We start from the raw sequence: 12,941 nt of genomic DNA, 5'->3' as shown, positions 1-12,941 counted from the left end.
AGGGAGGAACGCGGATGAGCACACGGCGCGAGACGTGGGAGCGGCGGCAGGCGGAGAGCAAGCGAAATGATTTCAGCACCCTCGTCCGCGCACATGTCCGCGCCCGCGACGGCGAATCGTGCGTGCTGTGCGGCCGACCGGGTCGCGAGGTGCACCACATCATCCCTCGCAGTCAAGGGGGCCTTGGCACAGCAGACAACGGGGTCTGCCTCGATCCGAAATGTCACCATCAGGCTCATCGATCCAAGACGGTGGAGGCGACGTTGCGCCGCTATCGGGAGCGCGTGCTGCTGCCTCGCTACGGGCTGACCGATTCTGGGCAGTATGTCTGGCTCGACCCGCTGCCGGAGAACGGGCGACTCTGTCGGTGCGGCGGTGAGCTGCAGGACGGACGTTGCGCCTCCGGGTGCGGACTGGTTCTGGACGCATCCTCCACCATCTGATACCTTAGTGCCAAGCAGGGTACAGATTCGGAGGTGTCTCGATGCGAAACGAAATCGGACTCATGGAAGACTGTCTGGAAAACGTGGTCGGTCAACAATTGCACTTGGAGATCGAAGGGCACGGCGTATTTGATTACGAGGGAGCAAAGCTCTTTTTCATCCAAGAGCGGGCGTATCTTCTCGCTCTGCGTCTGACTCCGCAACAGGAAGGCTACCTGATGACGTTCGACGATCTGGGTGACGGCTGGTACACGCTGCGGGACATCCTCGACGAACAGGAATGGCAAACGGCGAAAGACGCATCCGGCTGGGAAGACTACACCGGCGTTTTGCATCGCTGAACGGTAACAGCAAAGAAACGAGAAAAAGCCTGCGTCGATTCGACGCAGGCTTTTTTGGCATGGATCATGTTTCAAATGTAAATTCTTTCGAGATCGGCAACGGTGCGCCGTTCAGGAGCAGGCGGCGAGCGAAAACTTTGAACAGGCCGCTCTTCATCGCGAATTGGATCACGTAAGGACGAATCTGATAGACCCATTTGTTGCGGGTCATCAGCCCCTTTTCCGCTCGCATCTGCAGGGCGTGCACGCGGCGAATCTCGGGTGAGCGCATCTCTTGCACCTCCCGCAATCGAGCGGCTGACACATCGCCGTCTGCCAGTGCGCGCGAGATCACATCGGCTGCGAGGATCGCGGTGGCCACCGACAGGGATACGCCGACCGCACCGGCAGGAGACGCGCAATGGGCGGCGTCTCCGATCAGCAGGAGCCCGTTTTGGGCCCATTCCCTCGCGTACATGATCCGCGCTTGGAGCAGGAAAAACTCCCGGAAGCTCTGCACGCGCCCGGCAAACTCGGCAAACGCCTCGCTGGCTGCCAGAAACTCCGCTCGAATCGGCTCCAGCCCGGAGGATTGGAGGTTTTTCCACTCGCCTTTTTTCAAGAACATTCCGCCCTGAACGGCGTCCGGGTACTTTGGCAGCACGATGTAGGCGTGGCGGTCGGACAGCTTGATCTGTAAGGTCGGGTGCTCTCCGTGCGGGCGTCGCGAAGTGAACCAGATCAGGTCGTTTTCATAATGCTCGTATTCCAACTCCATCTGCGCCAACCGTCGAACGGTGGAAAAACGTCCGTCAGCACCGACGGTGACTTTGGCGCGCACTTCGATCTCCGCTCCGTCTTTTTCCACGACGAGACCGACCGTGGAGTCGTTCTCTTGCACCAGTCGTTTGGCCGAGGCATGGAACCAGAGGCGGAAGGAAGGCAACGTCTGCGCCTTGTCACGCAGAGCTTGGAGCAGGATCGGTTGCGGCATCCAGATCGCGTACGGGATCTCGGGCGACACATCGCGAAACTCCACATGGCCGAGCCGGCGGTCTTTGTGATACGACTCGGCCGCTTCCAACCGCATGTGCGGGTATTGCTCCAAATGAGTGAGCAGATTCAATTGTTGCATCATCTGGACAAAGCGCGGCTGCAACACTTCGCCCCTGTATTCCCGATCAAAAGTGGCCTGCTGTTCCAACACCAAGACATCGATCCCGCGTTTGGCAAGCAACAATCCGAGCACCATACCGGCGGGGCCGCCGCCTGCGATCAAAACGTCCGTTTGTACCGTTTCCATTCCGATCACCTCGACAGATTGAGTACTTACTCATATTGTAGAGCGATCTCCAGAAAGATACAAGACCTCCTAAATATCTCCAAGTGAAAGGAGAGGCGATTTTTCCGCTGAATGGCTCGTTTTTCCTGCTTATTTCGACTGTTTATGCGTTTGGACGCAAAAAGCAACAGGCGATCCGAAGGGGACGCCTCGAATCGCCTGTTGTCGATCATTTGCGGAAGGAAAGAGAGAGATCGATCGAGCGGTGCTCCGGATCGAACGATGCCAGATCCGCTTTGCCGTTTCCGTCGAAATCGGCGGTCATCGCAGCCCGTTCTGCGCCGCTGGCCCACGGTCCGTAGCGGTTGGCGAGCGGTCGGAATGTGAGGTCCGACTGGCCTTCGAGCACTTCCCAGATCCCGGCCCGCAGATCGCCGAGGATCACGTCGACCCGTCCGTCGCCGTTGGTGTCGCCCGTCAGCACCTGCCCGATGTGGCGGGGATCTGGCACCGGGAACGTGCCCGCTTTGACGAACCGGTCGCCATCGCGGCGGAAGAGATGCAGCGACTCATCATCCGGAGCGTAGTAGAACGGCTCCGCAGCCCCGTCCCCGTCGATGTCGCCGATCAACAGCGTGGCATCGTCCGGCAAGGTGAACAGCCTCTCCGACCCGCCCCATTTGCCCGACTGGAGCAAGGTGGCGTATACGTCCCGGTCGCGCAGGGCGTACAGGTCGATCTCGGTATCACCGTTGATCGACGCCGGATAGAGCCGGTCGATCCCGGCGGGCAGCGAGCCGAGCAGCGTGCCGTTCGGCGCAAAGGAGAGCGCGTCCGACTCGAACGCCTGCACTTCGCCGCTGTCCCGGTGGTAGGCGATCAGATCGTCGCGGCCGTCCCCGTTGCTGTCGGCGAGAGCGAGGCGGTACACGTCATCAAAGGACCGTCGCAGCCATTCCTTCGCCGGACGTTGGGCGCGGTTGCGCGGCAGGGTGTAAGAGCCGGAGATCACCGAGACCTGCCCGCTCTGATCGCGAAACGCCACATCATCATGGCCGTTGCCGGTCACATCGCCGATCAGCAGATCATCCGCTTGCAAGCCGGGCGGCAGATCGACGCGATGCGCCGGGGTGAACGGCACGATGTCGTGGAGCGACCTCCACTCATAGCCGTGCTCCCGAAACCCTTCGACGAGCGTGTGCAAGACGGAAGGCGTGTCCGCTTTGTACCGGTACTCCGGCAGTCCGTCGCGCAGCACCGGCTGGCCGCTGTCGTCGAGCACCGGTTCGAGGAAATGGAACTCCAGGAACGGGTGATAATACATCGCCCCGAGCCCCTTGTACGTGTCCAGCCGATCCAGCACCTTGGCGACGCTGTCGTTGTTGGCGATGTACTTCAAGGGAGCGGGCACATATACCGAGCCGAGCGTGGTGCGGCCGTGGACGTTGATCGTCTCGTAGACGGAGATGTCCTTGAGCGCACGCAACGAGCGGAAGTCCGGCTGATAGAGGATGCCGATGTGCGAGCGGAACACCTCTTCCTGCTCGCGGGTGTCGTGGTAGTGCGGCGCCTCAAAAAACGCCGGAGTAAACCCTGCCTTTTGAAACGCGTGCAGGCTTTTGTTGATCCGGTCGGACGCATAGGCGGCCGTCTGCGTCTCAGGCGCGTCTTCGATGTTAAACTCGTTGCCCGTGCCGGTGATGTGGTTCGCATCGCTGCGCTCCCGATCTCCGTACTGATGCGAGTAGCCGTGCATGCCGAGCACCGCGCCACGCCCCTCCGCTGTCCGGAGCAGGCGGATAAACTGCCGGACGTTTTCGTCCGGAGTCGGATCGTCGATCCCTTTGTCATACCACGTGCCGTCCGCCTGCAGGTGTTTTGAACGGGAGATCACCGTGACGTGATAAGGAACTTTTGCTTCATATAAGTAATCAAAAATCGCTCGCAGCTTGCCGAGGTCGTCCGGCGTCTCGTAGGATCCGCCAGGGCCGACGTCTTCGAGTCGCAGCATCGCATGTTGCTTGTCATGGTTGGGGAAGGAGTTGGTGCGCGCGTCATGGGGGACTGGTACGGCGAGTGCGGCGGCCAACAGAAGAGCGAGCAGCGCTTTTTTCATTTCAATAAATATCTCCTTCTGCACGTTCGTTAAATCTCTCTTCTCACTTTGCCCTGCCAAGCCCGATTCGTCAAGAAAAACCGCACGAAAATGAAGAAACAATCCTTGTCAAAAATCAATCAAGTGTGGTACATGTTTAGTTGGTGGAAAATTAGACTGAAGGGGAATTTGACTGTGAATCAAATATTTCGAATGTTCCTGTGTCTTTTCGTTTGCCTTGCGCTCTTGCTTCCTTTGCCCGCTTCGGCACATGACAACAGCCCAGGGTATTCGGATATCCTGATCGAACCGAACCGCGTGATGATGACCGTCTTCCTCGAACAGATCTTTCTGCTCGACGTGGCGAAAACACCGTGGAACGGCGATCCGTTCACCGAGGCCTATCTCGCGGAGCACAAGGAGAAAATGGTGCCCGCCGTCGCGGCCAAGCTGATCGTCGAAGCGAACGGCGTCCGGCTGCAGCCGCAACCGGAAGGGCTGAAATTGACCAACCGCAACGGAGTCGAGCTGGTCCAATTCGATTATGCGTTCCCGTCGGAGTCCGCGATAAAAAGCATTGCGATCACCAACGACCTGTATGTGCGCAACAACAAACACACGCACACCAACTTTGCCAATATCCGAATGGGGGAGAAGACCACCACGTTTATCTTCCAAGAGGAAGAGCGCACGTTTCGCCTCGGCGAGGTCGGTGAGCTGAAGACGGCGGAGGAGGTTTTTTCCGCCGGTGCCATCGTCAAGCAGTTTCTGAAATTGGGCGTGGAGCATATCCTGACCGGCTATGATCATCTCCTTTTCCTGCTCGCGCTCCTGCTTGTCGTGCGACGCTTCAAAGATATCGCGATCATCGTCACCTCGTTCACGGCGGCGCATTCGATCACACTGCTGCTGGCTGCGTTCGGGGCGGTCACGTTGCCCTCGCTGTTTGTCGAAGCGATGATCGCCGCATCGATCTGCTATGTGGCGGCGGAAAATCTGTTCAGATCGGACTATAAATACCGCTGGTTGCTGACGTTTGCTTTCGGTTTGATCCACGGATTTGGTTTTGCCGGGGTACTGGCGGAGACAGCGTTGCCGCAAGGGCGGATGGTGCTGTCGCTCCTGATGTTCAATCTCGGGGTCGAAGCCGGCCAACTGGCGATCGTCCTGCTCGTGTTGCCGATCCTGTTTTATCTGAGCCGTCGCTCCTGGCACGCCGCCTTTGTGCGGGTCGGATCCGGACTGATCTTCCTGCTTGGATTGTTCTGGCTCATTCAACGAATTTTTCTTGTTTGAGCAGACTTTGTAAATGGGCGCCTTCATCTTAAGTGAGGAGGCGCTCTTTATTATGCTCATTATCCCTAGTTGTTTATTTCAAAGTTTCGGGAACCTAATGAAAAATGATTGACATTCGAACTTTCTGTCAATTATACTGAATTATGTGAGAGAGATAGAAACCAAAAGGGGGATCTACTGCTATGAAAAAGAAGTTTCTGGCAGCTGGCGTCACCGGCGCGCTCTTGGCGAGCACGCTGTTCGGTACCGCCAACGCACAAGTTGCTGCACCGCTTGAAGGCGCAGCAGTCGAGCACAATCATGCACATGGGGGACTCGACCTCGCGATCATCAACGAAGACCGTTTGATCACCGCACTGGAAAAACGCGGTGTCATCCCGGCGAACGCGACCGAGTCGCAAAAGAAAGGCATTCTGCAAACCTATCTCAACCTGAAAGGGAAGTCCGACGGCGCGAAAGAAAGCGACCAGTTCGCGGCTCAGGTGAAGGCAGCAGCAGCAGATAAGCAAAAGAACTTCAAAGAGTTCAACAACGGCCTGCTCAACGGCGACGGCAAAAAGAAAGGTCACCTGAAGGGTCAACCGGACCCGGTTCAAGAATCGACCTACTCCGGCCCGGTTCGCAAGGACAAGGTGCTCGTACTTAACGTTGAATTCTCCGACTTTGCACACAACAACATCACTTCGGATGAAACCGATAACTATTATGAGGACTACAACCTGAACCACTTCGAAGACATGATCTTCGGTGAAGACGGCGTAGTAGGCCCGAACGGCGAAGACTTCGTCTCCATGAAGCAATACTACCTCGAGCAATCCGGCGGCTCCTACACCGTTGAGGGCAAAGCGTACGGCTGGCTGAAAATGCCGGGCACCGCGAAGTTCTACGGCGCAGACCGCTCGACCGGCGGCCACGACAACGTGACTCCGGGCGGCTCCAAGCAACTCGTCATCGACGCGTACAAAGCAGCTCTGGCTGCCGGCGTACCGGTGGAAGAGTATGACCAAGAAGACGTGCACGACCTTGACGGCGACGGCAACCTCCGCGAGCCGGACGGCCTCGTCGACCACCTGATGATCATCCACTCCGGTGTGGGTCAAGAAGCGGGCGGCGGTTCCCTCGGCGACGATGCGATCTGGTCGCACCGTTCCGCGAAGTTCGTTGACCTCGACGGTCTGGGCGCGGGCAAACCGGGCTTCTACGACTACACCATGATGCCGGAAGACGGCGCTACTGGCGTCTTCGCACACGAATACGGCCACGACCTCGGTCTGCCGGACGAGTACGACACCGTCTACTCCGGCAAAGGCGAACCGGTCTCCTACTGGTCGATCATGTCCTCCGGTTCCTGGGCGGGCAAGATTGGCGGCACCGAGCCGACCGGCTTCTCTCCGTGGGGCAAAGCGTACTTCCAATCCGTCATGGGCGGCAACTGGACCAAGCCGACCGTCGTGAAGTGGGAAGACATCACCAAAAACGGCTCCCAGTTCCTGCTTGACCAAGCGAACTCGCCGCTGGGCAAGAACAACAAAGCGCTCCAAGTCAACCTGCCGCAAAAGAAAGTTCCGATCAACACTCCGGCAGCAGGCTCCTATGAGTTCTGGTCCGGCCAACAAGACGAGATCGACACCAACATGGCTGTCTCCCTCGACCTGACCGGCAAAGCTTCCGCAGAGCTGACCTTCGACGCATGGTACGACATCGAAGAGCAATGGGACTTCGCATTCGTACAAGTCTCTGAAGACGGCGGCGCTACCTGGACCTCGATCGGCAACGGCAACACCCGTTCCGACGTTGTTCCGGAAGGCTACCCGACCATCCTGAACTCGATGCCGGGCTTCACCGGCAACTCGAACGGCTGGACCGCTCAATCGTTCGACCTGTCCGCATACGCTGGCAAGAAGATCGACCTGCGCATGCGCTACGCAACCGACTGGGGCACCACGCTGACCGGCTTCTTCGCGGACAACGTGAAGGTGACCGCTGACGGCGCAACCCTGTTCGAAGACGGCGCGGAAGGTACGCCGAAGTTCACCCTGAACGGCTTCGAGAAGTTCGACGGCAACAAATACGCAGATCATTACTACCTGCTCGAGTGGCGTAACCACGCGGGTGTCGATGCGGGCCTCGGCCACATCAACCGCGGCGGTTCGGTCATGAGCTTCGATCCGGGTCTCGTCGTTTGGTACGTCGACCCGACCCACACCGACAACTGGGTAGGCGTGCATCCGGGCGAAGGCTTCCTCGGCGTCGTCGATGCGCACACCGATGCAGACCTCGTGTGGAGCAACGGTGCGAAAGCGGACACCCGCTTCCACGTTCGTGACGCAGCGTTCGGCCTCAAGCCGACCTCCGTCCTCGACATCCTGTACCCGGACGGCCGCGCACTGACCGCTCCGTCGGCAGCAGGCGTCTCCCTGTTCGACGACTCCCGCGACTACACCAACCCGTTCTTGCTGGACGCAGGTAAGAAGCTTGACACCTACGGCCTGAAAGTTCGTGTAAACGGCGCGGCAAAAGACAACTCCGTCGGCGCAGTCGTTCTCTACAAATAAGACCAAAAGACCTCGTTCCTTATGGGACGAGGTCTTTTTATTGACCTATTTTTAGCATCGTGTAAAAAAAGGTTGGGGAGTTGCAATTTTCGAGTATAATGAAGAGTAGACAAACGATAGAGGTAGTTGGGATCTGGGTCTAATTACGGGAGGCGAGGGAGTACAATGACGATTGCAGTGATCGGGACTGTCTTCGTGGACATCAAGGGCTACGGCAATGCCAAAATCAACGCGGAAACGAAAAACGTAGGGTTGATCGAATTTGCCAACGGCGGCGTTGCCCGCAACGTGGCGGAAGCGATCGGCCGCGCGGGCGGCACGGTGGAATTTCTTTCTTCGGTCGATGAGACGGCGCAAGGGGCGGCTGTGGTCAAAGACCTGCAAAACATCGGTGTCAAGACAGACCGTGTGATCAAATGCAACCAAGGCATGGGCATGTGGCTGGCGGTGCTGGACGGCGGCGGCGAACTGGTCGCGTCCGTTTCGCAAAAGCCCGATCTGAACGGCCTTCAGTCGATGCTCCTGACGCAAGGGGAAGACATTGTCAAACAGTCGTCCGCAATCGTGATCGAGTTTGACCTCAGCGATGAGGTCGTCTCGAAGATGATGGCGTGGGCGAAACAATATAACAAGCCGGTCTACGGCATCGTCGGCAATTTGGAGATTTTGATGCAGCGCCGTTCGATGATCGACCAACTCGATCTGTTCATTTGCAACAAGGGCGAGGCGGAAGAATACTTCAAACGCCCGTTGAACGGCACCGATGACTGCCTGCAAGCGGCGCGTGAACTGACGGCGAACGGCCTGAAGATCGCCGTGGTGACGATGGGCGAGCACGGCAGCGTCTACTATGACAGCCGCACGCAGACCTCCGGCCATGTGCCGTGCGAAAAAGTCACCGTCGTGGATACCACCGGGGCGGGGGATTCGTTCTTCTCCGGCACGGTGTACGGGCTGACGTCCGGTTTCGATCTGGACCAAGCGGTTCGTTGCGGCACGCAGATGGCAGCCTGGACGATCTCGTCCAAACATAACGTCTGCCCGCAGATCTCGGAAGGGGTCAAGACTTCGCCGTACTTTGCACCGGCGGTCGGCAGCAAGTAAGGGCAGGATCTCGGTATAAAACGTTCTCCATCTAGATATGTTAAGCGTAGACAGGATGAGGCAAGGGCAACAAATCCTCGGAAGGAGCTTGGCGAAGATGGAACGTAACAGTATTCACCGCGACAAAACCTACACCTTGTTTGAGCTGGCAGACCGTTCCGGCCTGCGTGTGGCAGAGCTGCAAGACTTGGTGCATCGGGGGCAGCTTGATTCCCATTACACCGATGATACAGAAGTTGTGAACGGCAAAGATTTCTTGCAATGGGCGGAGTCCCATCAGGGCGGCGACCGTCGCCATTACGAATAGCACATCCGGTTTGACAGAGCCTTCTTGCCCGATTGCGGCAGGAGGGCTTTTCTTTTATGCTGGGGAGAGAGGAAGGGAGGGCGGCAGCATGACGACAGGACTCTGCAAGGCGCTGGAGCGACTCGGCTGGACGCTCACAAGCTGTCAGGAGATCGTGGGCGGCTATGCGGCTCAGTTGTACCGGGTGGAAGCGTCGGACGGGCAGGGAGAGCCGATACGGGCGGTGTACAAGCGATTCGCTCCCGGACGCGATCAGGAAGTGGCGTTGTATGAGCGGGTGGTGCCTTGGTTGCCGCAGGGGGCGCCGGCTCTGTATGCGGTCGTGGAAGAGCCGGAGGAGCGCGGGATGCTGATCGAGGCTGCAGGCGAGGTGTTGAAGGCGCATTTTCAAGGAGCGGATCGTGAGGGGCAGCGACTGGTGCTGGCGAAGGCGGCATCGCTGTTGGCGGAGATGCACGTGTCGCTGGAAGAGCGGGGAGCGGTGTGGCTGCGTGAGGGCCGGACGACCGAGTATCCGTTCCACTCGTCGGAAGCATGGGCGGCGGAGGCGTTGCAGGAACTGGCCGGACATGTCGAGGCCAAGACTCTGCAAGAGGTGCGCGGCATCGCCGAGGCGTTTTATCCGCGTTTGCGTGAGTGGATCACCGGGCGGTGGACGTTCACGCACGGTGACCCGCATCTGGAGAACATCTTGCTCGACCGGGGGCAGTTGCGCCTGATCGACTGGGAATACGCGTCGCTCGGCCTGCCGCAGCGCGATGTGGCGATCTTGTTGCAAGACGTGCTGGACGACGAGTTGCATGCGTTTGTGCTGGAGACGTACAGACAGGAGTTGGAACGGCGGGGCTGGTCGCTCGACATCGCATCGTTTCGCCGCGGTTTTTCCGCCAGCCTGCTCGACAACACGATCATGATGCTCGGTTGGGAGATCGGCAAATACAAAAACGGCTATCTCCGCAAAGACGAGATCGATCACATCGTCGAGACCAAACTGCGCTGGATACGGGCGTGTTGGCTTTCGTTGCAAGCATAAAAAAACCCCCGGCGATGGCCGAGGGTTTTTTGGCGTGTTACTGGGTGATCACGACGGTTGCGTTTTCCGCATCCCATTCGACTTTCGCGCCGAGCGCTTCGGAGACGAAGCGAACCGGTACCATCGTCGAACCGTTGATCAGTTGTGCTTTTTGTTGCAGGGTGACTTGCTGGCCGTTGACAGTCGCCACGTCGGAGCCGAGCGTCAGGACGACTTTCTTGTCGCCTTTGGTCACGGTGACTTGTTGCGCCGCTTCGTTCCAGCCGACCGTTGCGCCGAGGGTTTCGAACACGCCGCGAGCCGGGATCAGCACGGAGCCGTTCATGTTGACCGGAGCTTGCTTGAAGGTCTGAGCGGTGCCGTTGATTTTGATCTTGATCTTTTCTTTCTCGAGTTCCGCAACGAGTTTTTCCATCTCGACGAGGGTCTCTTCAAACACTTCGAACGCCTGCTCGATCGGCTTCGAGGTGGACATGTCCACGCCCGCTGCCTTCAGCACCTCGATCGGTGCTGCCGAGTTGCCCGCTTTGAGGAAGTTGTCGGTGATGCGCTTCACAGCCGGCTCACCCTCGGTGAGGACTTGGTGCGCCAGAGCGGCGGACGCTGCGAACGACGTCGCGTACTGGTACACATAGTAGCCGTAGTAGAAGTGCGGCACGCGCGCCCACTCCATCGCGATGCCGTCGTCAGAAACAACAGACGGACCGTAGTATTTCTTGTTGATGTCGTGGTAGATCTTCTTGATCGCGTCTGCGTTCAAGGACTCACCTTTTTGGCCCGCTTCATGAATCGCGCGCTCAAACTCAGCGAACTGGGTTTGGCGGAACATCGTGCCGCGGAAGTTTTCAAGGTATTGGTTGAGCAGGTACAGCTTTTGCTTCTTGTCAGCTTTCGCGTACTGGCTCTTGAACATCAGGGTCTCGTTCATCGTGGAAGCGACTTCCGCGGTGAAGATCGGGTAGTTGGAGTTGATGTAGTGCTGGTTGCTGTTGGTGTAGTACGACTGCATCGCATGGCCCAGTTCGTGCGCGAGGGTCGCCACATCGTCATAGGTGCCTTGGTAGTTCAGCAGGACGAACGGATGGGTGTCATAGGAGCCCCACTGGTACGCGCCGCCGCGCTTGTCGTCGGTGGAGTAGGTGTCGATCCAGCCTTCGTTGTACGATTTTTCCAGCAAGGATTGGTACTCTTTGCCGAGCGGTGCGAGGCCTTCGAGGACTTGTTTCTTCGCTTCTTCGAACGGGATGTAGGACTCGTCGCCTTCGACGACGGAGACGTACATGTCATACATGTGGAACTCGTCCACGCCGAGCAGCTTCTTCTTCAACTCCATGTAGCGGTGCAGGAGCGGCAGGTTGGCGTTGACGGTGTCGACGAGGTTGTCATACACTTCGGTCGGCACGTTGTTCGGGGTCAGAGCTGCTGCCAGCGCGGAGTCGTAGTTGCGGACTTTCGCGTTGAAGTTGTTGGCCTTCACTTCGCCGCCGAGGGTTTGGGAGAAGGTGTCTTGGAACTTGCCGATCGTGCTGTAGTACGCTTCAAACGCCGCTTTGCGAACGTTGCGATCTTTGCTGCCCATCAGGGAGATGAAGTTGGCGCGGGTCAGTTGCACATCTTTGCCGTCTTCGCCTTTGATCATCGGGAACTTGATGTCTTTGAGCAGCATGCTGAAGGTGTCTTCCGGGTTGGATTGCAGCGGGCCGGTTTGAGCCAGCACTTCTTCCAACTCTTTGGACAGGGTGTGCTTCTTCGTGCGGACTTTGTCCTCGACGAAGTGTTTGTAGGTTGCGAGGGACGGATCAGCCAGCAGGGAAGCCAGCTTTGCGTCTTCGATCGCGTTCAGTTCCGGAGCGAACCAAGAGGTCTCTTCGCTGAGCTTGTTGTACATGTCGCTTGCGCCGTCATAGATCGCTTGCAGTTCGGAGTTGTTTTGGTTGACGTCGAACACGAGGTTGCCGTAAACGTAAGCTTTGTCCGCGACGCGGTTCAGTTCGGTATATGCATCAAGCGCTGCTTTCAAAGTCGCAGCGGAATCGGCCAGTTTGCCTTGGTAGGCGGCGGTGAAGGATTTGCCCAGCTCAGCCACTTTCTTCACGTCCGCATCAAAAGCGGCTTTATTTGCATAGATATCTTCAGTCTTCCATTTGTACGCAGCCGGGATCTCGGTGCGGTTGGTGTAGTTCGGAGCCGCAGCGGTCTCAGCAGCCGCTGCCAGAACGGTGTTGGTGTTCAGCGGGATGAACGGTGCGTTCAGTGCTGCCAGTGCGATTGCAACAGCAGTCGCGGATACGAGCAATTTCTTTTTCATCAAAACGAAATCTCCCCTTCTTCCAGAAAATCGGTCGAATGGCAAGTTCGACCAAACCAGCCAACATTATCTTACAATAGATCGACAAAAAGAACTAGTATGAAAAAACAGAAAAGTCTGGTTTATAACATGATCGTTAGTTTAGACTAAACATGATCGAGATATTAAAAATCAGTGAAAATTTGCTTGTCTATTACT

General features: G+C 57.7%; 10 protein-coding genes. 7 read left to right on the top strand and 3 right to left on the bottom strand.

The window, feature by feature from the left end; translation table 11 throughout:
• Positions 1–14: 14 nt before the first annotated feature.
• Together OS242_RS14510 and OS242_RS14505 are read left to right on the top strand one after the other, a co-directional pair.
• Complete coding sequence (locus OS242_RS14510; protein WP_267152410.1) at positions 15–443, top strand: HNH endonuclease; 429 nt, start codon at positions 15–17, stop codon at positions 441–443.
• 41 nt (positions 444–484) lie between these two features.
• Positions 485–784, top strand: coding sequence for a hypothetical protein (locus OS242_RS14505; protein WP_267152409.1), 300 nt, complete (start codon positions 485–487; stop codon positions 782–784).
• Between the two features lie 64 nt (positions 785–848).
• On the opposite strand, the gene OS242_RS14500 is transcribed toward OS242_RS14505, so the two are convergent.
• Positions 849–2,066: an FAD-dependent monooxygenase gene (locus OS242_RS14500; protein WP_267152408.1), complete on the bottom strand. Its 1,218-nt coding sequence runs from the start codon at positions 2,064–2,066 to the stop codon at positions 849–851.
• 208 nt (positions 2,067–2,274) lie between these two features.
• Positions 2,275–4,161: a DUF2334 domain-containing protein gene (locus OS242_RS14495; protein ID WP_267152407.1), complete on the bottom strand. Its 1,887-nt coding sequence runs from the start codon at positions 4,159–4,161 to the stop codon at positions 2,275–2,277.
• Between the two features lie 174 nt (positions 4,162–4,335).
• On the opposite strand from OS242_RS14495, the gene OS242_RS14490 reads away from it, so the two are divergent.
• The 5 genes from OS242_RS14490 (at position 4,336) to OS242_RS14470 (ending at position 10,435) form a co-directional block, all read left to right on the top strand.
• Positions 4,336–5,436, top strand: a complete 1,101-nt coding sequence (locus OS242_RS14490) for a HupE/UreJ family protein (protein WP_267152406.1) — start codon at positions 4,336–4,338, stop codon at positions 5,434–5,436.
• A 182-nt stretch (positions 5,437–5,618) separates the two neighbouring features.
• Positions 5,619–7,991 carry an immune inhibitor A domain-containing protein gene (locus tag OS242_RS14485; protein WP_267152405.1) on the top strand — a complete coding sequence of 791 codons (2,373 nt, stop codon included), beginning with the start codon at positions 5,619–5,621 and terminating at the stop codon, positions 7,989–7,991.
• 165 nt (positions 7,992–8,156) lie between these two features.
• Positions 8,157–9,095 (top strand): carbohydrate kinase family protein, encoded by a 939-nt coding sequence (locus tag OS242_RS14480; RefSeq protein WP_267152404.1) that lies wholly within the window; start codon positions 8,157–8,159, stop codon positions 9,093–9,095.
• Positions 9,096–9,192: 97 nt separating this feature from the next.
• Positions 9,193–9,402 (top strand): hypothetical protein, encoded by a 210-nt coding sequence (locus tag OS242_RS14475; RefSeq protein ID WP_267152403.1) that lies wholly within the window; start codon positions 9,193–9,195, stop codon positions 9,400–9,402.
• Positions 9,403–9,490: 88 nt separating this feature from the next.
• Positions 9,491–10,435, top strand: a complete 945-nt coding sequence (locus tag OS242_RS14470) for an aminoglycoside phosphotransferase family protein (protein WP_267152402.1) — start codon at positions 9,491–9,493, stop codon at positions 10,433–10,435.
• 37 nt (positions 10,436–10,472) lie between these two features.
• Here OS242_RS14470 and pepF read toward each other — a convergent pair whose 3' ends face one another.
• Positions 10,473–12,743: an oligoendopeptidase F gene (gene pepF, locus OS242_RS14465; protein WP_267152401.1), complete on the bottom strand. Its 2,271-nt coding sequence runs from the start codon at positions 12,741–12,743 to the stop codon at positions 10,473–10,475.
• Positions 12,744–12,941 lie beyond the last annotated feature (198 nt).

The organism is Tumebacillus lacus, from assembly GCF_026410385.1.
Taxonomy (GTDB): domain Bacteria; phylum Bacillota; class Bacilli; order Tumebacillales; family Tumebacillaceae; genus Tumebacillus; species Tumebacillus lacus.
Note: the sequence above shows the minus strand (reverse complement) of the source record. Positions and strands in the feature narration are given on the sequence as shown.

Excerpts from the sequence above, each read along its gene's own strand:
- OS242_RS14510 (WP_267152410.1), top strand. The coding sequence starts at position 15 with ATGAGCACACGGCGCGAGACGTGGGAGCGGCGGCAGGCGGAGAGCAAG.
- OS242_RS14505 (WP_267152409.1), top strand. The coding sequence starts at position 485 with ATGCGAAACGAAATCGGACTCATGGAAGACTGTCTGGAAAACGTGGTC.
- OS242_RS14500 (WP_267152408.1), bottom strand. The coding sequence starts at position 2,066 with ATGGAAACGGTACAAACGGACGTTTTGATCGCAGGCGGCGGCCCCGCC.
- OS242_RS14495 (WP_267152407.1), bottom strand. The coding sequence starts at position 4,161 with ATGAAAAAAGCGCTGCTCGCTCTTCTGTTGGCCGCCGCACTCGCCGTA.
- OS242_RS14485 (WP_267152405.1), top strand. The coding sequence starts at position 5,619 with ATGAAAAAGAAGTTTCTGGCAGCTGGCGTCACCGGCGCGCTCTTGGCG.
- OS242_RS14480 (WP_267152404.1), top strand. The coding sequence starts at position 8,157 with ATGACGATTGCAGTGATCGGGACTGTCTTCGTGGACATCAAGGGCTAC.
- OS242_RS14475 (WP_267152403.1), top strand. The coding sequence starts at position 9,193 with ATGGAACGTAACAGTATTCACCGCGACAAAACCTACACCTTGTTTGAG.
- OS242_RS14470 (WP_267152402.1), top strand. The coding sequence starts at position 9,491 with ATGACGACAGGACTCTGCAAGGCGCTGGAGCGACTCGGCTGGACGCTC.
- pepF (WP_267152401.1), bottom strand. The coding sequence starts at position 12,743 with ATGAAAAAGAAATTGCTCGTATCCGCGACTGCTGTTGCAATCGCACTG.